We start from the raw sequence: 23,784 nt of genomic DNA, 5'->3' as shown, positions 1-23,784 counted from the left end.
ATCCTGTATAACAGTGAATGAGGTATCTAGATAATGGCGTTTGATCGCTTTCGCCATCCGTTAGTCGCTGTTTTCGCCACACTGGTACTGACAATCCCATGGATCGGAGCGTTCGTCTCGTACGGTGGGTATGGAACCGTGCATCCAGGCGAAAACATCGCGCCCGTTATGGCCGTCGCCGTTGCAGGATTCGCGATCCTGGGTGCGGCATTCCTACTCGCGTGGGCGGCCGAAACTGCCGAAAAAGACGTCCCGCAGGCGTTTGCTATCGCTGTCCTAGCGGTGCTCGCCGTCGCACCCGAATACGCAGTTGACGCACTGTACGCGTGGGAGGCCGGCGCTGGCTCGAGTGAAGCCGCCAACCTCGCGGTCGCCAACATGACTGGAGCGAATCGCATCCTCATTGGCCTCGGGTGGTCCGGGATCGCCCTGTTCACTATCTATCGCGCAAAACGCACCCGCGACTCAGCAGTTGAACACCGTTCGGGATTCCTCGCGGACGTCGTCGGACTTGACCAGAAGATATCGACCGAGATTGTCTTCCTACTCGCGGCGACGACGTACGCGTTCTTCGTTCCCCTCGGCGGCGGTATCGGATCGTTCGACACGCTCATTCTCGTGGGCCTGTACGTGCTCTATCTTCTCATCACCATCCGCGGTGATGTTGAGGAATCCGAAGAACACGTTGGGGTTCCCGCGTACTTCCAGCAGTATCCAAAAGTATCTCGGATTGCTGTTGTCCTGTTCGGATTCGCGTTTTCGGGCGCGATCATCTTCACTGCCGTCCACCCGTTTGCCGAGGGACTTGAGCAGTTAGGGCTACAGTATGGCATTCCGGAGTTCTTCATGATCCAGTGGCTCGCGCCGCTCGCTTCCGAGAGTCCTGAACTCATCGTCGTCGCCTATCTTGTGAACAAAGCCCGCTCGACGGCAGGCTTCAACGCGCTCATCTCTTCAAAACTCAATCAGTGGACGCTGCTGATTGGAACGCTCGCGGTGGTGTACTCTATTTCGGCCGGTGCTGTCGGCACACTCTCATTCGATTCAAAACAGGCCGCAGAGATCTGGATCACCGCCGCCCAGAGCTTCTTCGCGATCGCCATCCTGACAAACTTCGAAATCAGCATCCGTGAGGCGGTCGCACTGCTCGTACTGTTTGTCACGCAGGTTCTCGCAGAGTTCTACGTGATTCAGACCTACACAGAGCCAACGGCAACGAACGTCAGTATGACCATTCTCTATGCCTACACGGGTGTCTACATCGTCCTCGGCGTGGGGTTGTTCATTACGCGCCGCGATAGTGTTCGTCGGCTCGTCAACCGGACGCTTTCAACCGCTCAGACAGCACTTGGAAGAGGCTCCAGTCAAACGGAACACGCCGACTGAATAGCGTGCACCCCTTCCCTGCGCTACATCATCAACGGGATGGTTCGGTCGTATTAGGTATATACGGACTCCATGTAAGTTCTATGCAGAAAGAAATGTAGTCTCAACTGTTGGCACGGGGCGGACGGTGAGTCTATATCGGTCACAGAGGCGCTGTAATGTACAATATTTGGCTCTGTTGAAATCCTATTGGTTAGACACCTTTCCCGCCGAAACAGCCGTTAGGTAGGACTGCGTGTCGAGCAAGTCGAAGTTTGAATCTACAGAAAGAGTTTATCCCGTCTTGTCTATGGAAACGTATGGTCGCTGAATTGGGCAACAAGATTCTGGTTGCCGGCGGTGCAGTTGCCGTTGCAGTCGGCGCGTATCTTCCTTGGCTGAGGACAAATCCAAACCTGCCTCCTGACGCCGAGGTCCCGACAATCTACTACACCGGTATGGGTGCCGGATTTGAGGGGTTCGACTTCGCACTACTCGGTGCAGTCGGGCTTGTCCTTCTACTCCGTGGTGCCAGCTTCCGGATCCCGATACGTATTGTGGCGGGAGTTGGAACGGCGGTGTTTCCGGTGTACTACCTTTCTTACTCTACGTTGTTTGGATTCTCCGCCACGTTCGTGCCCGCGCTTGGTTGGTATCTCACCGTTCTTGGTGGCATTCTGCTCTCTGTCGCCGGAGGACTCCAACTACCATCCCTGATTCACCGGCTGAAGGCGACAGCAACTCCGAGAGAATAGTCGGCTGTGCTGTTCAACCTGTTCTCTCTATTGAACGTTCAGAGTATCTTGTCGATGTTGTGAGTGAGACAGCCGATAGCGAGTTCACGGAACTGCTTCCACCAGTGTCGTGAGCGCACGAATGCGCCATATTTCCGTTTCAGGCGAGAGTTCACCGTCTCGTTCTGACTACGTTGCCCGTAGAGATCGGTGTCCAGCCGAGCGTTCCACGCCTTGTGGAGCGACGAAAATTCGCGGTGCTTGATGAGCGGGCGAACCCACTCTTCACGGGCTAACACCCGAATCTTCTGGTCGTCGTATCCCTTGTCACCGAGGAGAAACGCCACCTCACCGGTGTTCCGCTTGATGAGTGACGGCGCGATTTTCGAGTCGTGTTTTCTGGTCGTCGTTACGTGGAGATCGAGGATAGCATTCGCTCTGGTGTCCACGAGAAGTGTGACTTTCAACTGCTGAATCGTCAACTTCGTTCGCTTTGTGTAGTGTTTTGAAGCGTGGCTACGGTCGAAACCGGATGCATCGATACCGACGACACCGTTGGTCGGAAGGAGGGTGACCGAGAGGTTAAGCAGGATACGCCACACAGCCATATCGAGTCGATTGAACGCCTTACACAACGTCGAAGGCGATGGAAGTTCCTCAAGTTCGATTGCTCTCCGAATCCGGGGCATCTCGATGAGTTCGTCAAGGAGCGTCCGATACGTTGTATTCTTCCGTACCTTGAGACAAAGCAGAACGATGTGTTGGTGGAGTGTGTACCGCCGTTTCGAGAATTTCGAGGAGTAACGAGCGACAGCTCGCCGAGACAAGTGAATCGCTTGTTCGACGAACTGGAGCAATCGTGACTTCGGGAGGGCCTGCATTCGCTCACACTACCGGTCGAACCTGTAACCATCTGAGGATTTCAACAGAGCCCAATATTTATAGATCTCCTAATCTACAACCGGTTGATATTCGATTAGAACGGATTGTTGATTCGTATTCTACCCTATCCCTGACTCAAGGACTGTTTAGAAGGCGCTGCCGCACGCCACTACCTATTCATTCCGTCTTAAACCGAGCATTACCAGGAACGTCTATTCTCTAATATTGGTAGTTTTGTGATCAACTGGTACGTTAATCGTTTGCCACCGTTGGTCTATATGAACGACTGATTCGCTTCCAGTGGCCCCCATCGAAGCGATAATACGTTACGATCGCTGGAATGCCAGTTTCGACGATCAAGGTGAGTGACAGAGCAATGAGCCCGACGGAGGTCGTTGCACCGAGGTACGCGACGGGTAGTGCGAAAAGGTACAACCCCAATGTCTGTCCATAGAATGGCCACCGGGTGTCGCCGCCCGCACGGAGTGGACCAGTTGCGCTCCCGATCACACCATAGAAGATGACGCTCACACAGGTTGCGTAGATCAAATTCTTCACAATTGGGAGGACGGCTGGATCGCTGACAAACACTCGACTGATAGGATGTGAGAAGAGAGCAACAGCGATTGCAATGAGCACGTACACAGCCACAGTAAATCGGAATACGTCTCTCGCATATCCCTCGGCTTTCCGTTCGGCACCAGTCCCAAGTGCTTGCCCAACAAGGCTGCTCGAAGCAAGACTCAATCCCCAGCCAGGTGTATCCATGAGTGCTCGAATTCGAAGCGCAATGACGAATGCGGCAACTACGTTTGGTCCGAAGAGGCCAACAATGGCGATTAAGGGGAGTTGACCACCGGTTCGAGCAAGGTTCGTAAGAACGAGAGGTGTTCCAATCTCCGTGATTTGGTGTATGAGCTGCTGATCGACATGCGGGCAATCGAGAGTAATCGTCACAGGGAACGCTCCGACCAGTGGAAGGCTTCCAGCTATGAATCCCCAGGCAAAGAGAATCGTCACGAGGACTGTGCTGACCACCGTTCCGATCGCTGCACCAAGAACCCCAAAGCCAAGACCAAAGATCAGAACGGCATTGATACTAATGTTCACCACTGCGCCACCAGCACGGAGGAGCATCGGAATCCGTGCATTATCAGCACCGACGAGCGTTCGACTTCCAATCAGGTTCACTGCTGCGAAGGGTATCCCAAGCGCAACGACTTGGAGATAGCTGGTTCCATATTCGATTGCAAGGCTATCGGAGCCAACAAGTGAAATCAGGGTATGAGGGAGGAACCAAAGCAGGAGTGCCAGCGGTATCGTTACGGCAACCGTTAAAAATGTGCTCGTTTTGACGATGCGGTTGAGTTCGTCATATCGGTCCGTACTAAACCGCTGTGAGATCAGTCCGATTGTACCGTCTGCGATCCCACCACCAAACGAAAATGCGAGCCCCCAGAACGGCGATGCAAACCCGATACCTGCAATTGCCGCAGGACCCACCGCCAGCCCGACCATTGCAATATCTGCTGCTGATTTCGACATTCGGGCAACACCGGTGATAATTCGCGGCCATGCAAGTCGCGTGGTATGGTAGACCCGGTGCTTATCGATCAGGTTCAGCGCAGCCAGTAGATAGCCAACCTGAAGGAGAGCAACTCTCACGGGATTGTATGATTTGAGTTCCACAGATTCTACTACGACAGATGGTAGTTGTGTATAAATTACTTGCGAGACATTGAGGAACAATCTAATAAATGTTCATGATTGAGATAGACTACCAACGATTAGACGTTTTCTGAAAGTTGCCTATAACGTGATTGTACATGCGCAAACCAATGACTAAGGAAGATTCTATCGAAATCTATGGTATCTCGGATCCCAAAACACGAGACACAGTCGTCGATGCTGGACGAACTCAGGGATTAGTTAAGTGTGACATCACTGACCCCGATGGAAAATTCGTTGCGCATCTGGAGGGCGTCAATAAGACCCCGCGTGATGATCAAGCGGCCGGTCGGTAACTCGACACGATTCCCCAGCTACAACTCCCGCCATACCACTCAATGCAGAGTGTCCAGACATGAGAATAACGGCCACACAAATCTGATTACACTGTCGTAATCATCTCCAGACGAGCTGTGTAATCGGCTGAACTGCTTCATATCTTCTCTTCGTGGCCCGAAGAGAAGAAGAAGCAATTACACCCCACAGTAGCCGACTGTTCATTCCGCCATCAGAGGGGGTGCAAGTTTCACTCCCTCCTCATTTCTTCATTGTTTCAGCTCCCTCCGACCACAGACGCGGTGGTCGGTACAACCTCTCCCCCTCCCACTGGTTCCGGAACGGTTGAGTCATCTGCCTTTGTAGAACTAGAGAGTGAGGAGACGTCTATTCGGAACGTTGTGTGGATTGGTCTTCCTGATGAACTTCGGACGAACCGTCTTTGCACCGCTGCTCGAACCACTGACAGTCGCCTTTGGGACTGATCGGGCAACCATCGGTGTATTAGTATCACTAGTATGGCTTGGCACTGCAATTCCACGGATTCCGATGGGATATGTACTGACTCACATTCCACGGTATCAAGCAATCCTCGCGACGGGTGCCGTACTGGCTGGTTCATCCGCAGTCATCGCGTTCGCACAGTCATTAGTTACACTCCAACTCGGAACATTTCTGCTCGGCGTTGCCAGTGGGGCCTACTTCGTCGCTGCTATTCCCCTCATCGCAGAATTGTATCCAAATGCAGTCGGACGCACGGTTGGCATTCACGGTACAGCGGCCCAACTGGCTGCCGTTCTTGCACCAACCATTGTGGTCGGTATTCTACTGATTAGCTCATGGCGCATGGTGTTCGTCGTTTTGGCAGTGTCTGCGGTCATATTCAGTATCGTTTTAGCAACTGTCGTTCGTGGATCTCGAATTGCTGATGAGGCTGTCCCCGACCACGCGTTTCTTTCCGCCGTGCGAGCTCACTGGCGACTCATCGCAACCGGTCTGTTGATGGTCGGTGCTACTGGGTTCCTCTGGCAAGGACTATTCAATTTCTACGTCGTATATCTGAGCACATCAAAAGGAGTGTCGACAACAACGGCAAACCTTCTTCTCACCGTTGCTTTCGCAGCCGGACTACCCGCATTTTGGTTTGGCGGACGGCTTGCCGATCGTCTGCCAATTGTCCCGTATATTTTGGCAATATTGACTGGATTCGTGATCTCGGTGGGGGCACTCACCTATGCAGGCAGGTTGGTTGCTCTGATTATCATCTCTGTTTCTATTGGCTACTTCATTCACAGCCTCTTTCCTGCGCTGGATACGTACTTTCTCAACTCGCTTCCAGACGAGAGTCGTGGTGTCGCATACGCGGCATTCACCGGCCTGTCATTGCTGGTCGAGGCGAATGGCACTGCTGCTGTCGGTCTACTCACCGATGCAGGATACCAATTCAACGTCGTTTTCCTCGCGCTTGCGTCGCTCGTTGGCTGTGTTGTACTCGTCCTTGCAGGGCTCTATCTGACAGATCGACTTCCGGGTTCGCACAGAAAGTCCCGCTGGTCAATTGAGTGAACAGATGATCATCCATGGTTCGAAGGCGGTTGGATCGAGCAACGATTAAATAATTATAGGAGACCAAATGGTTGGTTTCCTTTCTCCCCTTATTAGCAAGAGGAGAAACGTTTCATCGATTAATCCATCTTGGACTGCGGTACATCGTGACATCCTCCCCGCCGTAAACGGCGGGATTCTCTCCTTGTAGAAAGATAGTAATCAACCGACTACGATCACCATGTGTCACCGGCAGTGCGGTGTGACTCTCGTGTGGTGACGTCGCCGAAGTGGGGGTTCTGCGAACCCGTTATTACAACGTAATAATCCGATCCGTTCGTGGTTAGTTTCCTCGGCGTTCGCGTCGTGTGCTCGCATCCAGCCAGCTACGTCGGGTTGGGCGAACGTGATCTTGATGTGGTGGCCACCTAACGCCCATCGCGTCATCAACCGACACCGTTCGAGAAGTCTTGTAGCTCTCGCCGGGCACACGTTCGGTCAACTCCTCCATCACACGGTATCCATCATTCTTGTACGCATAGTCGTTGTGGGATGCGACTTCCCGATAGCTGAGTCGGGCAACCATCACGTCATTCGTTTTGACGACGTTCATCGCATGCTCTAGGACGCGCGAAGACTATGTCGAACCGGAGGACTGTGACGGCCTCAATGGGTTCTCGTGCTGGCCGTGCGTGAGAACAGGACGGACGGAACTGCCGAACGAACCACCGCTTCAGCTCTTTTTATCTATATCTAGCAAATTGAAATTATTGAATCTCACTGTCCAGCGACCGCTCACTGAAAGCACGGATGCAGCGACCGACGATACTCCCGAGACATCAAAACCTGATAGGAGTTTTTAGTGCATACCCGCGTCGTCAGGCGCGGGTCGAACGATAGGCCGGGCCGACACATCGCCGTCAATGACTGAGCCGGATATCCAACAACAGTATATTTAAGCGCCTGTACCACCTGTTTACCGGTGTACTCCAATGGAGAGAGTCATATCAGAGAATACACGTATGCCGATGACTCGGTCGGAGATGGGGTCTGAGTGACCGGACCACAGCCCTACCACGGGCGGTAAACCGAGAGGTTCCTCCGGTATGCTGCCGGTTCCTGTGAGAGTGCGGGTTGAAACCTCGAAGGCCGCTGGCCGATCTCCCATGGTGGGATGCCACACCGTTTACGGCGTGGAGGAGGTCACTCGATCTAGCACAACAGCACGCAACGAATGTCGCCACAGAGCATTTCCAGGACCTACCGGTCGAAACGATCAACTGGGAGATCTCACACCGGGCCCAACGACAGGCAGGGGTCACGAAGTGAGAAACCAGATGGCGTATGAGGAAATTCAATTCGAATTATTGAGTAATTGGTTACTATAGCAAGCGGTCAGCGATGATGTTTTTCTGTATCTCACTGGTACCTTCGTAGATTTTCGTGATGCGAGCATCACGATAGTACCGCTCGACTGGGTGATCGGAGACGAATCCGGCACCTCCGTGTACCTGAATGGCCTCGTCGGCCACGTCGACAGCGTGTTCGGAAGCGAAGAGCTTTGCCATGCTTGCGAAACGAGCAGCGATGTCGTCGTCACCGCTTTCGACCTGAGAGGCGGCGCGATACGTTAACGACCGCGCGGCCTCGACGTTGGTAGCCATCTCAGCAAGCTTGTGCTGAATGGCTTGAAACTCACCAATGGGTTGATTAAACTGCTCACGTTCACCAGCGTAGTCCAATGCCGCATCGAGGGCCGCCTGTGCGGCTCCGACCGCCTGAGACGCGACACGAGTGCGGCCATGGGCGAAAAAATCCATTAGCTGGTAGAATCCGTTATCAACTTCTCCGATGACGTTCTCCTCGGAGACCCGAACATCGTCAAGGATGACCTCCGCAAGGTCGGAGGCTCGAATACCGAGTTTGTTATCTATCTTCTCGGTAGAAAATCCGTCAAGATCTGTCGGCACCAAGAAGGCGGTAATACCGCGGTGCCCCTCATCTGGAGAGGTTTTAGCCATCACAAGACCGACATCAGCCACGGTCCCATTCGTAATCCACATCTTGTTACCATTGAGGATGTAACCGTCGCCGTCGCGCTCAGCGACCGTCTCGATGCCAGCCACATTCGATCCGTGTGCTGGTTCGGAGATTGCAGAGTAGGAGACTGCTTCACCGGCTGCTATTTTCGGCAACCATTCCTGTTTCATCCACTCGTCGCCGTATTTGATGATCATGTTCGTCCCGAACCCGGCGCTTCCGACAGCGCTTCCAATACCGGGATCGGCTCGCCAAAGCTGTTCAGTCACAAGCACTGCCGATAGGAGACCCATTCCAGCACCACCGTACTCGGTCGGAATGTGTGGGGCGACGAAGTCGTACTTCGCTGCCTCTTTGCGGATTGCTTTGGGGTAGCTTCCCTTCTCGTCATGTTCTTTTGCAACCGGTGCGATTTCGTTCTCACCAAACTCACGAACAGCCTGCTGGATAGCACGGTGTTCGTCAGATAGCTGAAAAGCCATATTTATAAGATTGAATCCTGTGGCAAAGTAAATTCGGATATGTTGAGAAAAATATTATTTTGATGAATGCTTGGTAACCGCTAGTAGCGAGATTCGTTCGAATGATGGACGTCGATCACTCGTTCTGTCGGAGTGCATATTTTTGAACCTTGCCGGTTGTCGTTCGTGTCAGTTCCTCACAGAATTCGATGATACGGGGGTGTTTATACTCGGCTAAGTTGGCGAGAACGTACTCGCGAATCTCGTTTTCGGTCACATCAATGCCCGGTTCAGAGCCGGGTGCTGGGACGATGAGTGCCTTGATTGTCTCGCCACGACGATCGTCCTCGATACCGATCACTGCCGCCTCACCGACCGCCTCGTGTTCGTAGAGAACTTCCTCAACCTCGCGAGGGTATACGTTGTAGCCACCAGTAATGATCACGTGCTTCTCACGGTCGACAATGTAGAAGTAGTCGTCTTCGTCCCAGTAACCGAGATCTCCCGTATGGAACCATCGTGTCCCGTCCGCCGCAGTAAAAGCACGATCGTTGGCCTCGGGCAAACCATAATAGCCTGCCATCACGTTTGGTCCGGAGACAACTAGTTCGCCGACCACATCTTCGAGTGCGACCGTATCCTCGTCGACCGGCCCTTCCGCGACACGTGGGAGATCCTTGAACTGTTGGTCAACGATCTTGGCGTTGACCGCCTCGATCGGTTGGCCGATGCTGCCCTTCCGGCGGGCACCTGGCCGGTTCGCATGAGTGACTGGACTGGTCTCGGTCAGGCCGTAGCCTTCGAACAACTCGGTATCGAATAGCTTCTCGAACTGCTCAAGAACCTCGAGTGGGAGACTGGAGCCGCCAGAATTAACAAATCGAAGTGACGAGAGGTCAACATCATCAGCATTGGGCTGGTTAATCATGTCATTGAACATTGCCGGAACACCGTACATGACGGTAATACCATCTGTATCAATACAGTCGAAAACCTCCTGAGGATTCCACTCTGCGACCGGGTAGTACGTCGCACCCGTGAACATGGCAGCGTTCATGACAGCAGACATCCCATAAATGTGAAACAGTGGGAGCGTCCCGATGAGCCGGTCATCTGGGCCAATGGGCGGATCTAATAACTCCATATTCGATCGTGTATTGGATGCAAGATTGTGGTGGGTAAGGAGAACTCCCTTCGGGGATCCTGTGGTTCCCGACGTGTAGGGCTGGACAGCAATGTCATCGTCGTTTCGTTCGACGATTTCTTTCGTTTCGTCGGCCAAGAACGACTCGAACTCCGTCCCATTGCTGACAATCTCGCCGACGGTGACGATCCTTTCAACGTCAGTATCTGCCTGAATTTCAGTAACCGCTTCGACGTTCTCGGAAAGCGTCACGACGGCTTTTGCGCCGCTGTCGGCGAGGAGATGACTAATCTCCTGAACCTTGTACTGGGGGTTCATGGGAACCACGATACATCCGTTGCGAAGCGCACCATAGAACGCCGTCACGAACTGCGGGAGATTGGGAAGATAGACGGCGATCCGGTCATCTTCACCGATCCCATGGTTGGAAAGAGCAGCCGCAAACTGCCCTGTTCGCTTCCATAAGGTCTCATAGGTCACCTCATTACCGTCGAACGAGATGGCCACCGAGTCAGGCATAGACTCAACCGTATTGGCAAGCGTTGTAACAAGATTCGTCATGATATTATCGAATAGTCTCGACCTCAGAAGAAAAGCTTCCCGATTGTTCGAACATAATGGCACGGGTGACCTCGTGGTGGGGGATGTTGGTCATGCGGTTGACACGGTTGACGAGAACACGAATCGGTTCAGACCCAGTAACAGAGGATGACCTCTGAACAGGTCATTGTCCGGCTATACGTGGCAGCCACTATCAAGCGATATTTATCGATAATAAAGGACGAACGCGAACTCGACGAAGCGAGTCCTCAGCGGTCTCCAGCTTCTGCTCTTGGTGTGATAACACTCGGGAGTCGGTCTATGTGAGCGAGGCTCAGCCCCAAAAGAGCGAGTAGTGCCGTCGCGAGCTGAACCGTCGTCGCGACGCCACCACCGACAAACTGAGAGAGTGCTGGTCCATACATCGATCCCAATGCCAGCGCAAGGTATACGAGCCGATGCGGAAGCTGGAGCACGTGCTGACCATCGAACCCAATGGTGACGGCCGTTAACGCGACAGTGCCGATGAAGACGCAGAAAACGGCGATTGGCGTCCCAGTAACAGTCCAGTTGACGAGGCTGTCGTTCGCAACAAGTGCGAATGGGATAAGGAACCCGGCGGCACCGATTCGAAGCGCTTGCTTGGCTGAGACAAGAAATCCGCTGTCGGCAATACGCGAGGCAACGGCCACCCCGACGGCGACCGGCGGCGTTATCGCCGAAAGCATCGCAAAGTAGAACACGAATAGGTGCGCAGTGATCTCCGTGACGCCGAGTTCCTGGAGCGGCGCAGTCAGGAGAGCCGCTACCAAGACATAGGCGGCTGGAGTTGGCATTCCCAGCCCGAACAGGATACTCGTGACCATTGCGAGGAATAACGCGATGACGAGAATTCCACTAGCCAGTGCGACCATACGGAGGCTGATTTTTCCAGAAAGACCGGTCTGGGTGAGCATTTTAATGATAACGCCCATTGCTGCAAGCACACCGACAAGCGGGGCCATGTCGAGCGCACCCTGTTTGAACCCGCGGAGGGTCTTTATCGTCGTGGCACACAACTGTCGTGGGACGGTCGATACGGTCGAGCCAAAGTCGCTTACCTCTCCGTCGTAGCCAGCGACCACCCACGCGTCGTCGGACGTGCCGGTTGTCAACAGGAGAGTAAGGTCACGGATGTACATGACAACGATGAGTGTCAACACGGTGTACAAACCGGTTGCGAGTGCCGACAGCTGCATCACGGCCAACGCGTAGACGAGTACTGCCATCGGGATGAGGAAATATCGACCCTGACAAAACCTCGCGACGGCGGTCTGCAGTTCCGACCAGCCACCCTCGTCCGAACCGGAGGCCACGCCGTGGACGTATCGACTGAAGAGGAGCACCACTAAAGTAACGATACCCGCGACGAGTAGCGAGAGCGTCAAAACCTGACGTGCTATGTAGAACGCGCCGACAGAGAGGGCGAAGTAGACGGCAACCAAAAGCGCACCCTTGCTGAAGGTGACCTCGAGCAACCCGCCGGTGCTCTCATCTTTTTCACTGGTCCACCCGTAGCGGAGTACCGCGAATTGAACCGCAATTGCCACGCTGAAATAGAACAAGAGTGCGGGGAAGAGCCCAGCCTGAATGATGCGGACGTAGGGAACACCGATAAAATCAGCCATCAGGAAGGCAGCGACGCCCATGACCGGTGGCATGATCTGCCCGCCGCTCGAAGCCACTGCTTCGATAGCGGCGGTAAAGTCCTCTCGTACACCCTGGCGTTTCATCATCGGGATGGTAAAACTCCCGGTTGTTGCGGCGTTGGCCGCTGCACTACCGGTGATCGACCCCATCGCCATCGACGAGACGACGGCGACGTGGACGATGCCGCTTCGGAGCCGTTTCCCGAGTCGCTGACTCAAGTCGAGGATAACGTCTAGGATGCCGTAGGCCCTCGATAGACCAGCGAACATGATGAAGATGGCCACGTACTTCGCGCCGGCTTGGGTGATGAACCCGTACACTCCGGAGCGCTCGACCTGAGTTGCACCGTACAGGGTCACGTCTCGCAGCCCTAAACCGGTGTGATTGAGGAATCCTGGGAAATACGCTCCATACAGCGCGTACAAGATAGAGATGACTCCTACTAGTGCGATAGACCACCCGTAGGCACGACGTGTGGCGTCAAGAATCATCACAACGACGATAAGCCCTAAGGTAAGATCGGTGTTCGAATATCCAAGCAGTATTGCGTCGCCCGTCAGTCGTCCGTACTCTGTTACAAAGTAGTAGCCCGTAATTCCCGCGAGAGTCGCCATTATGAGACACACGACAGTATCAAGCTGGGCGTAGCGTTGCTGAATGGATTCGTTCACTCGACTCAGTATCGATCCGTCTACCACTGATGGGCCCTCTGTCATTCGCTCAAAGGCGAGGTGCAGATAGTACAGGGCGAGTCCGAAGTGCAGGAAGATCATGCCGTGGATGATTTGTGGGAAGGGGCGGGCCCAGGCGTAGTAGATGGTGTAGGATGTCAACCCAACCGCAAAAAGAAGCACAGTTGACAATAGAACCTTCTCTGGTATCGAACGTGCGACGAAAGTTTCGTGCAGACTGCGAGGGGAGGTCATCGAGTCGTCGGTAGTTTCGTTCATTACTGGGGAATCGTGTTGTGCTATTGTGGCGTCTCGTTACGGTTTTTCTCCGCGCTGGAAGTCTTCTGACCAAATGCCTTTCTCCTCGTAGAAATCGGCAGCTGCGGGGTGGAACGGGAAGTCAGTGTACGCATTCTTTACCCAGGCGTCACGTGTTGCCAACGGTTCGAGGAGCTTCGTCTGCTTCTGGAGTTTCTTGCGTTGTGCCCACAGCGCCTCGAGGAATGAATAGAGCGTGTCGTAGTCGTGATCGTCACGAACGATGAAATTGTATGCCAGCGTTGGGGTGCTGAGCTTCTCGGGTTTGTAGGCGTAGTTGTCGAACTGACTCATATCGATGTCAGAGACGACGATAGCCGGGTCGTCTTCAAGTTTCTTGACGATATTATCTGGCCAATTAAGCACGCGGAGGCCGACCGTGCTTTTCATTTGCTGGAGCCATCCCGGCTCGATGGAGAGATTAACATAGGTCGCGGCACCGACATCCAGTCGCCCCTCGCTCATCGCACCCGCCTGGTCACTGTAGCTGACGCTGGTTCTTTTGTAATCGCCCGATACGGAGTTCAGTGCATGTTCGAGCATCTCCGCAGTGCCGGATCCCTTTGGGGTTGGTGAAACATCGGATTCGGCCTTGATGTCCTTCACGCTCTTCCAGCCGTCGTTCGCCGTCGCGAGGAACCATGCCAGGTCATATAAGTGAAATACTTGGTACGGCTGGTGTTCGAGGTTCTTAAACGGCTTCTCGTTCTGTCGTATTTTGTTTGCCGTCCAATTCTGGATGTACGCGATCTCCGTCTTCCCATTGATGACCTCTGAGACGTTTCGATTTGTTCCCTGACTCGGCCTAGCGTCAACCGAGACCTTCGAGTTCTGGCTGACGGCCGAGGCGATAACCTGACTCATTGAGTAGGCTGACGTCGTCTCAGAGGCAGTTTTCATTACCATCTTGCCGTTCGTTCCGGGTTGCTTCGAACTACCCCCAGTTTTATTTTCGTCTCCAAAGCAGCCAGCAAGTCCTGTTAGTCCTGCCGCCCCGGTAACTCCGGCCGAGCGTTTGAGAAACGTTCGTCTCGGCACATCCGGAGATCTGTCATGATCATGCATACCAAACTAGTATTGCCCTCATGTTAAATATGCTTCTATGGTATACATATATTAAATTTTTACACAATAAGACTATTATCTTGGCGATATATTTCCATCTCTTCTCATATATCGGCTATGACCAATACAGAAACGTCGATTACCGACGTTGTCCGACAGCACCCTGCTCAATTAATCCTCGATGGCGGGAGAATTTGTTATTGTTTCAACGGTCTGGATTGGAGTAGAGTCGTTACTTCTCTTGATTCTGACGACGGTTCAAGTTGTTAGAATATTTAATAAAAATGCCGGATCGAAGTGATATCACAATCAATCGAGTTCTCGTCGTTCAACTTTCTCTCACACTCGTATCGGTGTAGGGTCGAACCCGACGAATAGAGACGTCGATTCATCAACAACACGGAAGAAAAACCACGAAAGCTAGCAACTAAACAAAATTAAATCGCTTACAGTTGGAGAAAATTTTAAATAGCTATGTAGTCTAGAAGTCCGCACGAAACCTCTTGAAGTGACGGACGACTCGTGGTCGTCCGGAACAGCGTGTTTCTTCGGTGGTTCGTGTCCGTTCGTGGTTTGCGTGTCTTCGTGTCGCTGTCCACCGTGAGAACCGTCTTCGGTTTCATCGACCGGACAGGTTTGTTGGAATCGTGTGGACGAGAAGAAGATCGACGATTGTGATATCACTCCGTTCGGGTGGTGTTTCGTTGCATCGAGAGCGCGATTTTCTAAAGAATTGAGTTTCGCGGCTGGACGAGAATTCGCCGAGTGATATCACTCCCGTCGAAATGTCGTCAGGTGGGCCGGGCGCATGTAAGAGTCCTCGTTGTACAGCGACGGCTGGTCTGGATCCGTCTCTCCTGTTCGACTGCAAATCGCTGTTTCTTCGAGCTAGGCATTACGAAAACCGTGATTGAACAATCGTGGAAACGGTGAGAGACCAAGCAGAGAGACTACTCGTAGTAGGCTTTTCGTTCGACGACCTCAGCGAAGGCCACGGTTGGCGTGACATTGGCGATCTCGATGGTGACTCGGTCGCGTTTCTCCGTGTCGGGCACGATAATCACGTAGCCGCGCTCGACGCGGGCGATACCATCGCCTTGCTCACCAACGTCTTCGATTTCGACTGTTCGGCGGTCGCCCTCTTCAACTGGGGCTGTTGAGTGATTCGACTGTTGGTCTTGATTCCGTTCCTGGCGTGTCGACGGTGATGTAGTCGAGGATTCTGTCTCTCGCGCTGAGCTGTCCGCTGATGACGGCTGTTTCAGTATCGCCACACGGTATGCACTGTCCGGCTGGATGTCGCCATCTTCAATTTCTCGGCTTGGCACTGTGAGCGTGTACGATCCATCCTCTGCTTCGACTTCGCTACTAAACAGACAGCGTAGTTCGTCGGGAATTTCCATCTACCTACGAATTATTCTGTACATACAAGAATCTGTGTTTGTATCTGCCACTGGAGGCGACAATACGGGTTTGAGAGGTACCTCGGCAATTGGAGTGAGAAAGCTATCGCTATCGACCGCAGGCGATCACTGTTGTGGTGCTCGTTAGTTTGGCCGAGCGGCGGCGAGCAACGCATCGTCGAGGCCGTCGATGACCTCGGCCTTCACGTCCGCCGAGAGGGTGCCGAACGCTCTCCGCGCAGTATGTAGATGTTCGTAGAGTGCGTCGAACGCCGTTGCCGGTGTGTCGTCTTCACCAGCTCCCGACGCGTTCTCTCCATCGCGATCTGCGTTCAGATCAGTCTCATCGCCCGTGTTCGGAGTGGGAATGTCATACTCATCCCGTCGAAGTTCCGTGGCATACGTGCGACCGATATGTTTCGCTTGCAGAATCTCGGTCACCCACTGGTGGAGATCAAAGAACCACTGTTCTCGCGTCGTCTCGTCTTCTGGGTTGCTAACACTCGTGTGGCCCGCTCGTTCTTGTTTCCGTTCTTCGTTCCGTTTCCACGTCTCAAACTCGGTGATGGTGTCGGCCTGCTGGGCCAGCCGGTGAGCGGTGTCAACTTCGGCTTGCAATCTCTCTTGGAGTTGTGACTTGGTGCAGTAGTAGGACTTCGCGGTCGGTGACGGATTCTCGTACAAGTGGTCTGCCACGAGACTGGTATACGTTTCACGGATATGCGCTTTTCCACGTTCCTGTTCGTCGTCCGTGACGCGATTGGTGAGATGCAGACAGTGCTCCTCGACGAGTTCGTCGATCGTGTCCTGCGGTACGATGCCGTTCTCGTACGCTTTCGCGCGAGCAAGACCGGTGAGAATGCGGGCGGCAGAACGGTGGCTGGCTTTCAGCGTCGTCTCGTCAACTCGACTCTCGTGGATTTCGAGGTCGTCATTCCAGTAGCCACCGTCTTCAGGATTTGCGACGGCATCGCGGAGTGTTTCCCACTCGAGTTCTGATCCCGGTTCAGCGAGGTCGTCGGGTGTGACTGTGAGGTAGTACGAGTCCGATTCGTATTCCGCGACGGGCTCGGGTGTGTCGGCACTCAACTCCAGTTCGTCGACGGTGATCTCATCGTTCGCAAGCGCCTGGAGATCCTCGACGGACACTCGATCTTGGTCGATATACCTTGGATCGAGGTCGTCGAACTGCTCGGCGAAGGCCTCGTCAACAAGTGATCGAAGGAGTGCACCCTGCGAGCAGTCATTGAGTGCGGCGAGTGCATCGAGTTGGGCGTTTCCCTGACCATCCGTCCAGAAGGTTTTCTGGACGTTTTTGGGCTGAGAGCGTTGGGGATGGTGTGGTTGCGTGACTGAGTCGGTAGTTGCCGCCATCTATCGGTCACCTCCCACAGAACCACCGCCGCTGATCAGTGTTCGTATCGTGAATTCGTTGGGCTCGACTCCGGACGCAGGAGTGTGACTATTCGATGTTACTACAAAGTTTGACTCTATGGTAATACTGTTGGCTGTGAATTCTGCTGGTTCGTCTTGCAACGGTAGCTGAAATGCGACGAATCGCTGGACGTGCTCGAGGAAATCACAGATCGAACCCTCGCCATTGAGGGTACTGGACGCTCCGGAAATGATGGTGTTACTCATTCGCATCCACCTCCACTGTTGCCCCAGTGTCCTCTGTTGGCGTGGACAAATTCGGCAGGTGGGCAATGGTAGTGAGCGAACCAATACAACGAGACCTAGTGGCAGTCGGAGTGTGGAGATACTCGAGAACAGTCATGGCAGAATCGGGGTGACTGGTGCAGTGAAAGGTGGGTTGCTGAATCTCGTCCTGTGCCGTCGTGGTAATCGGCGGAGCCGTCAGGACGAGGTGTGGCCCACAGCGTGTCGATGTCTTCGTTGCTTTGACGGTGCAAATCGTCCGTGGCAACTCCGTGGTCGTGATACGAACGCGATCACCCGGCGAGAGGCGTCTGGTGAGTGCGTCGGCATCGCGTGGATTCAGTGGTTTCGGAACGATCGAGCGCTGGTTGGTACTCACGCCTGCCCACCTCCTTTTGGGTTGGTGATGGATTCGATACACGCACCTGTCCGAAGCCAGGTGTACCGACCAGTGGGAGTCAGATCGTATCGCTCGAGAGTAGCCTCGGTGTGTTCAATCTCGTTGTAGTAGCTGTACTGGAGTCGGTAGCAATCGTGGGTTGGCGTGGCGACGTACAGGACGTGCTCGCCGGGTTCAGGGCCACGACAGGTGAGTTCGGGTTCCGAATGGTCGCACTGGTAGACCACGCCCGTGATTGTGCGCTTTTCCGTGTGGATCTGGATCGGGTCTGCGCATTCGAGTGCGAGAACAGTCTCTTGGTCGGTCATCGGTCTGCCTCCTGTTTTTCGCGGATGCGTTCACAGCGCTGACAGGGCGCTTGGAGTTGGTCGTGTGCTTTTGCTCGTGCGAGGGTGACGAATGAGTCATCAGTGTTGGGCCAACAGAGTGGTTTGTTCTTGTTGTTGGGTTCGTGGTAGGCGTACGCCCTGCTCGTCGGCTTGTCAAGCATAAGCACCTGATCGTCGTCGGGAAAGGGGTTGGTCTCGATGCGACGGCGACGTTCCGGCTCGTCTGCATGGGGCTCGTATTCGGCTGGGATACAGGAGTGTGAGCCGTTGCATCGAACGATGAATGTGCCGCAATGGGAGCACTGTTGGAACGTCTCTGCGATCTCGTCTTCCGTGATTTCGTCGTCTAGTGACCACTCGTGGTCGGTATGCTGTGCTGGCGTTCGCGGTGGCTCATAATCGTAGTGGGCCATTACACTCGCCTCCACTGGTATGGCTGCTCGACAGGAGTGGCGAGGGCCGTGGGTTTGCTGGGGTTGTAGCGATCGGGCTGGAGTCGTCGTCGCTTGCTGGGGTTCCGTGATGTGAGTTTCATGTGGTGGAACCAGGTGTGTTGAGTTTGCGGTTGGCTGGTGCTCTTGGAGTACGGTACGTCGTGGCCGCGTTTTCGTCGATAAGGATACGCCCGCTGGCGTTTCGGGCTGTTTTGCCTTGGTTGCAAGTTCCCCACTAGGGAGAAATAGTTTACGCACATAAGTGCCAATTCTGACAAGAAACCGTGCTGGCTCACTGATGGGTTGTCGAGGGTTCGTGTGTCGACAGCTAGTGCTCTCCGGCGGGGGCGTTCGGTGGGGTGCATCTACGCGCGCACCTCGGTTGGTGTGGTGCGGGTGGTGGCGTCGATGTCGTAGCACCGTTCGAGGATGCGCTGGTAGTGTGCGCGGGTTTTGGCGTGGGTTTCACCCGATGGTGTTGAAGGGAGCTGTGGATTACCCGTTTTGGTGGTGGCGACCGACCGGTAGGTGTCGGTGTCCTCGGGAATTTGGAAGCCCTCCTCGCCGTACTCGATCGGGAGACGCCGTTCGAAGAATCGTTGGCAGTCCGGCGTGGCGTAGATGCAGTACAGGTAGGGCGCTTGGTCGGTGGTCTTGGTTCGGGTTTGAAAGCCCACGCGGAGTTCGACGAGGTACGCTCGGGTGATTGGCTCGTCGGTGTCGGGCGTGGGTTGGTCTGGGTCCTGAGTGGCAGTTTCGGAGGTGGGTTCGAGGCGCTTGACCGGGTGGAAGGTTTTTGCGCCGAATTGGGCCTCGAGGGAGAGGAGTCCACCGTTGGGTTTCTCGTCGAAGGACGCCATTAGTGGAGTCCTCCGAAAACGGGTGGTTGGTAGTCGATGCGTTTTTCTACGGAAAGGGTATTGCTAGTCATGCTTCGTCAGGTGGCGAAGCGTGGTCGGTGTCCTACCACCGGCCTTTCTGCAAGGCATTCCACGCTCCTTGCTGGATAGTACATCCCGACCCACTTAAAATTAACGAATCGTAAAGCATAGTAGTACTATGGTGAGTAAAGACAAGTACTAGTAGCTAGTACTAAGACCATAGTACGAAAATGATCCATCAACACATGCCGGTTCGTACCGACGAGATTATGAATAGGATTTTGAATGCTTTTCACGAGACTGATGGATATGCTACTACTGGATATCTAGTTGATGCTGCAAATTCTACCCGACCGACAGTTACTAAGCGTCTTGATCGACTTTATGCTGGTGATTGTATTGAGTATATTCACGAGCCTACCGCTTTCTGGCGATTGAAAGAAGACCCTCGAAATAATGGCTAAAATTCGCGAGGGCACTGTCTAGATAAGAGAAACCGGCAGATAGTGAGACGAAGAACGAGTCTCGGAGGACGTGAAACAGGTATCTATTCGATGAAACGAAGGATACTTGAATCATGAACGGCGTGAATTCGCCAATATTATCAGATATTCCACTAGAAGCGCATAACTCCTGCTACTTCACCACTAGTGTTAATGCTTGATCTGTGAGCGATACCCCGTAAATCGATCCGGTTGCGACTCCGGTGAGACTGCCGATTCCGAACGATGTCGGGATACCGGCAATTAGGTCTCCAAAGTCGTATCTCTCTCCAATGCTAATCATTGTTATTTTTCCTGTCACAAAGTTATTACTGTATTAGCGCTGTCTAGTTGAGCCAACTTGAGGTCAAGAGGAGCTAAACTAGACAGTGCCACTGTATTTTAATGATCAGTTATATTTTGATTCAGCACTGGTAGTCAAGGGTCTAGTAAAGAGGTTCCGGGGTGACAAACAGTAGCAAAGAACTATCGAAGCTCGATATTTTTATCTCCTATAGTAACAACCACAGAACCATCTTCCCCGTGATCAATTGATAAGCTCTCGAAATGGCCTTTATTTTCATCAATCTGTGAGAGAGGTTCGCGCACATACTTCTCTAAAAATTCGGCCATAGTGTCCCCTGCTTTCTCTTCAAGATGATTCCATGCATCATCACCAGTATATGCCGTCCCACCGTAATCTCGGAACTCCTCCGACAGTTTCCTTAGCTTCGCAGAGGCCGTAGGGTCAAGAACAAGCAATACCGGAGTATAAACCGAATTATGGGCGTCCTCTGCAAATTGAAGTTCCTCACCGAATCGCCCTTGGCCACTGGCCGCAATCGTCACCCGCATCTTGAACTCGTAGGCTGTGTCACCGACAATACAATCGACCTGACGGCTACCCTTCCGATTTGTTCTTTTAATTGGGGACTTACTCGAACTGTATGACGCACCACCAATTGACTCGGTTAAGATCGGCTCAAATACTTCCCAAACGAATGCACGGGCAAGTTGATTCGAAGCCGTAGATGAGTGTCGTGGTCAGAAGTGGTTTATCAGGAATTGCGTCCCCGGAGCGGTTGATCTGGTTATGTTAGCGATCACGAATTATATTTCTAATAAAATATGTGTCAGAAATATCTCGGTAAGTGTTATTAGCTGACACGTTGTCGTGGTACGCATGGATCAAACCGCCAGCGAAATAATAACGGTTGAGTATGATGATAAAGAAGCGCTTGAAGGACTCGAAGCTGAACTCGTGGAAAAATATGGAGAGAATATTTTAACAGAATTAGATAATTCGGAAAATGGAGATCTTGTTAAGCGATTTGGTGTAATCGAAACTACTTTTTTACTAGCAATTGCGACAGGAGCAGGAACTAAAATCGGTGAAGAAATTGCTGAGTTCTGCATCGACTATGTGAAAAAGAAGACTGGAAAAAAACCTAAAGTCCAAAAAGTAGATTTAGATTCTAAGTAAATTATAATTTAAGTCTTAATTAGATTCAAAATATCGGCTTCCTTCTCACCTTGACAAGAAAGGCCTTAAATTTTGTAACCCGACGCGCACGCCACCTTGATCGGTCAGACTAGCATGCGCTGCCCATGCTACGGCAGCCTCATTAGCCGAACCCGAGCGACCATCCGCCACTGATATCAGCTCTACGTGAGCAGTACGAGCAAGAGTTCACCGTCGAACCCAATCAAGTAGTGGTCAATGAGAAACAGATTCAGCTCGAAAATGAGCAAAAAACGTGGTTGTACACTGTGATTGATTTGGAGTCGAAAGTCTTTCAGACAAGACTTTCGACGAATCGGGGGCAAGATCTGGCTGAAACCTTTTTGACGAACTCAAGGAGAAATACCGCGTCGACGACGCGATGTTTCTTGTCGGTGGCATAGGGTATCTCACTGTCCTCGTACGAACCAAACTCAACGGCCATCTTGACTACTCCGAACGCAATATCGTCGAAAAACTGCTCCAGAAGTATACAATGTGAATCGAACGGTTCCACGAAACCTAGAACGGCAGCCAGACCAGCGCAGAGCGTTGATTGACTGCCTATAGGCCTATTACAGCCATCAAGCACTGGAGAGTTACCACTAAACACAGCACTTAGGAGTGCCGCTCACATTAAATCGTCCGCTAATTCCTTAGTCAACAGTCTTGCCCATTCTAGTTTTACATCCCCATCTATGTCTACGCATTTAAATATCCCCTCATACATATTGCTCAAAAATTTTTGATGATCCGTTGATTTGTGAGCAGCAATTTTACTTCTACATATTATTTCTCGTATTTGAGGATATATAAATTCAAGGAAAAACTCATTTTCAAGGCTTATTATTGAAGAATCTGAATAAATATTGATAAAATTTGAAATACATCGAGCAAACATGTACGAATATACCGCATCTGGATACGGTGACTTTTGAGCAAAATGTTCCGCTTGTTGTAGGAGTGGATCTAACCAAAGAAAATCATCTTCATTCCTAAGTGGGTCATCTGGGGGATCAATGACTATATTTTCAAAATCAGGAGTATTTGGTACGAGGGAACTAGATGGGGAAGGAGTATATTTTTCTTGGATTTGGTAGCTTGTCAGGTCTGCAATCACCCGAGCAAATATATGCATACAAACCTGATCTGGGTTCTTCGCATACGTCTGTGAACGCGATAAAAAGTTAGCAATTGGTATAATAAGTTTCTCATATTCGTCTCTTGTATTGTTTCTAATCGGCAAATTATGATTTATTACTATAAATCCCACGAATGCTCTCACGTATAAACTATTGAAGAACTCGTCACGCTTTTGTTCTAAACTCTTCTGTTTGAATGTTTGAGTGCTATCATCATCAATTATATTATAGATCTCACTTTCTACAATGGAATCCGCAGAGATAAATACTATATCGAGCATATCTATAGCGTCCTTCTCGTCATTATACGAAATCACTCCATAAATTGTGTGATTATATATCTCAGTAAGTAAGTGGGAGAGAATTAAGCTCCGTCCCAGTTGTGATGATACTGAATCAAGCTCCGCTACCAATTTAGATAGTATATTTTCAAACAATTTATTAATTATCTTAAAAAATTTATTAAATATAATTGAGGTGCATCCGATAGAGATACTAAGTAAAATTCTAGTATTGAATACGGATATTTCATTTACTATCTCCCACTTTTCAAGGGTACTTAAATCAATCATCGAATCCGTAAATTCATTTATCAATTTTTCAACTTCTCTTTTTGATGGTTGAGCAGAGGAAGATAATAGATTTCCTATTATACAAGAATATGTACAATTAAGATAATCTATAGGATCGTCCGTATGTAGCGCTAATTCTTCTATATAGTTGATTTCTTGACGTAATCTCCTCGTGCTTGGAAAATCACTCTCTGAAGTCATTTCTGAGAAAAATTCTGCAGATTCTACACTTGAAAGAAATCCATTGTTTGGCATTGGGATCATTAGATATAGGGGCTCAGTGAACATATACATGTTTGCCAATCGCACAATGTGCGGTGGGGCACCTAAATATTAATCTAGAGTCTGTTGAGTGTGAAACTGTAGAGCGATACCATGGCGGCGAACGACCAGCCATCACTGTCCCAGCGATGACTTCCAACCCCGGTCTCGTTCAGATAGACCCCGACTTTGTAATTGATCCGAATCAACTCACGGTCGCGATAAGTCGGATGCAACGAAGGGTAGTCACACTGAGAGAGTC

General features: G+C 51.9%; 19 protein-coding genes. 4 read left to right on the top strand and 15 right to left on the bottom strand.

Features of this window, described 5'->3' with window-relative positions; genetic code table 11:
* Positions 1-33: 33 nt before the first annotated feature.
* Positions 34-1,386 (top strand): sodium/calcium exchanger protein, encoded by a 1,353-nt coding sequence (locus ACN2TU_RS20835; protein ID WP_435158113.1) that lies wholly within the window; start codon positions 34-36, stop codon positions 1,384-1,386.
* A 299-nt stretch (positions 1,387-1,685) separates the two neighbouring features.
* Positions 1,686-2,120 (top strand): hypothetical protein, encoded by a 435-nt coding sequence (locus tag ACN2TU_RS20830; RefSeq protein WP_435158111.1) that lies wholly within the window; start codon positions 1,686-1,688, stop codon positions 2,118-2,120.
* Between the two features lie 38 nt (positions 2,121-2,158).
* Here the strand turns inward: ACN2TU_RS20830 and ACN2TU_RS20825 are convergent, their stop codons facing one another.
* Together ACN2TU_RS20825 and ACN2TU_RS20820 are read right to left on the bottom strand one after the other, a co-directional pair.
* A complete protein-coding gene (locus ACN2TU_RS20825; RefSeq protein ID WP_435158109.1) occupies positions 2,159-2,980 on the bottom strand; it encodes an IS5 family transposase in 822 nt (273 codons plus the stop codon).
* A gap of 253 nt (positions 2,981-3,233) precedes the next feature.
* Positions 3,234-4,670, bottom strand: coding sequence for an MATE family efflux transporter (locus ACN2TU_RS20820; RefSeq protein ID WP_435158420.1), 1,437 nt, complete (start codon positions 4,668-4,670; stop codon positions 3,234-3,236).
* Positions 4,671-5,360: 690 nt separating this feature from the next.
* Here ACN2TU_RS20820 and ACN2TU_RS20815 point away from each other — a divergent pair.
* Positions 5,361-6,551 (top strand): MFS transporter, encoded by a 1,191-nt coding sequence (locus ACN2TU_RS20815; protein WP_435158107.1) that lies wholly within the window; start codon positions 5,361-5,363, stop codon positions 6,549-6,551.
* 322 nt (positions 6,552-6,873) lie between these two features.
* On the opposite strand, the gene ACN2TU_RS20810 is transcribed toward ACN2TU_RS20815, so the two are convergent.
* From ACN2TU_RS20810 to ACN2TU_RS20755, 12 genes are all read right to left on the bottom strand, one after another.
* Positions 6,874-7,143, bottom strand: a complete 270-nt coding sequence (locus ACN2TU_RS20810; RefSeq protein WP_435158105.1) for a hypothetical protein — start codon at positions 7,141-7,143, stop codon at positions 6,874-6,876.
* A gap of 769 nt (positions 7,144-7,912) precedes the next feature.
* Positions 7,913-9,052: an acyl-CoA dehydrogenase family protein gene (locus ACN2TU_RS20805; RefSeq protein WP_435158102.1), complete on the bottom strand. Its 1,140-nt coding sequence runs from the start codon at positions 9,050-9,052 to the stop codon at positions 7,913-7,915.
* A 115-nt stretch (positions 9,053-9,167) separates the two neighbouring features.
* The gene (locus ACN2TU_RS20800; RefSeq protein ID WP_435158100.1) at positions 9,168-10,736 is read right to left on the bottom strand and encodes a long-chain-fatty-acid--CoA ligase; all 1,569 of its coding nucleotides are present in this window, start codon (positions 10,734-10,736) and stop codon (positions 9,168-9,170) included.
* A 248-nt stretch (positions 10,737-10,984) separates the two neighbouring features.
* Positions 10,985-13,258 carry a TRAP transporter permease gene (locus tag ACN2TU_RS20795; RefSeq protein WP_435158098.1) on the bottom strand — a complete coding sequence of 758 codons (2,274 nt, stop codon included), beginning with the start codon at positions 13,256-13,258 and terminating at the stop codon, positions 10,985-10,987.
* A 132-nt stretch (positions 13,259-13,390) separates the two neighbouring features.
* Positions 13,391-14,458, bottom strand: coding sequence for a TAXI family TRAP transporter solute-binding subunit (locus ACN2TU_RS20790; RefSeq protein WP_435158096.1), 1,068 nt, complete (start codon positions 14,456-14,458; stop codon positions 13,391-13,393).
* Positions 14,459-15,408: 950 nt separating this feature from the next.
* A complete protein-coding gene (locus tag ACN2TU_RS20785) occupies positions 15,409-15,861 on the bottom strand; it encodes a TRAM domain-containing protein (RefSeq protein ID WP_435158094.1) in 453 nt (150 codons plus the stop codon).
* A gap of 144 nt (positions 15,862-16,005) precedes the next feature.
* On the bottom strand, positions 16,006-17,235 hold the full coding sequence (locus ACN2TU_RS20780; RefSeq protein WP_435158092.1) for a hypothetical protein: 1,230 nt from the start codon (positions 17,233-17,235) through the stop codon (positions 16,006-16,008).
* 259 nt (positions 17,236-17,494) lie between these two features.
* Positions 17,495-17,899 carry a hypothetical protein gene (locus ACN2TU_RS20775; protein ID WP_435158091.1) on the bottom strand — a complete coding sequence of 135 codons (405 nt, stop codon included), beginning with the start codon at positions 17,897-17,899 and terminating at the stop codon, positions 17,495-17,497.
* A complete protein-coding gene (locus ACN2TU_RS20770; protein ID WP_435158089.1) occupies positions 17,896-18,228 on the bottom strand; it encodes a hypothetical protein in 333 nt (110 codons plus the stop codon). Before ACN2TU_RS20770 ends, ACN2TU_RS20775 begins: the two co-directional genes overlap by 4 nt.
* Positions 18,225-18,662, bottom strand: coding sequence for a hypothetical protein (locus ACN2TU_RS20765; RefSeq protein WP_435158087.1), 438 nt, complete (start codon positions 18,660-18,662; stop codon positions 18,225-18,227). The genes ACN2TU_RS20770 and ACN2TU_RS20765 overlap by 4 nt, the downstream gene beginning before the upstream one ends.
* 386 nt (positions 18,663-19,048) lie before the next feature.
* A complete protein-coding gene (locus tag ACN2TU_RS20760; protein WP_435158086.1) occupies positions 19,049-19,543 on the bottom strand; it encodes a hypothetical protein in 495 nt (164 codons plus the stop codon).
* Positions 19,544-20,532: 989 nt separating this feature from the next.
* A complete protein-coding gene (locus ACN2TU_RS20755) occupies positions 20,533-20,901 on the bottom strand; it encodes a hypothetical protein (RefSeq protein ID WP_435158084.1) in 369 nt (122 codons plus the stop codon).
* A 328-nt stretch (positions 20,902-21,229) separates the two neighbouring features.
* Here ACN2TU_RS20755 and ACN2TU_RS20750 point away from each other — a divergent pair, with 328 nt between their 5' ends.
* A complete protein-coding gene (locus tag ACN2TU_RS20750; protein ID WP_435158082.1) occupies positions 21,230-21,529 on the top strand; it encodes a hypothetical protein in 300 nt (99 codons plus the stop codon).
* A 649-nt stretch (positions 21,530-22,178) separates the two neighbouring features.
* Here ACN2TU_RS20750 and ACN2TU_RS20745 read toward each other — a convergent pair.
* Complete coding sequence (locus ACN2TU_RS20745) at positions 22,179-23,525, bottom strand: hypothetical protein (protein ID WP_435158080.1); 1,347 nt, start codon at positions 23,523-23,525, stop codon at positions 22,179-22,181.
* Between the last annotated feature and the right edge of the window lie 259 nt (positions 23,526-23,784).

Source organism: Haladaptatus marinus (genome assembly GCF_051194195.1).
This window is presented reverse-complemented; position numbering and strand designations above follow the sequence as displayed.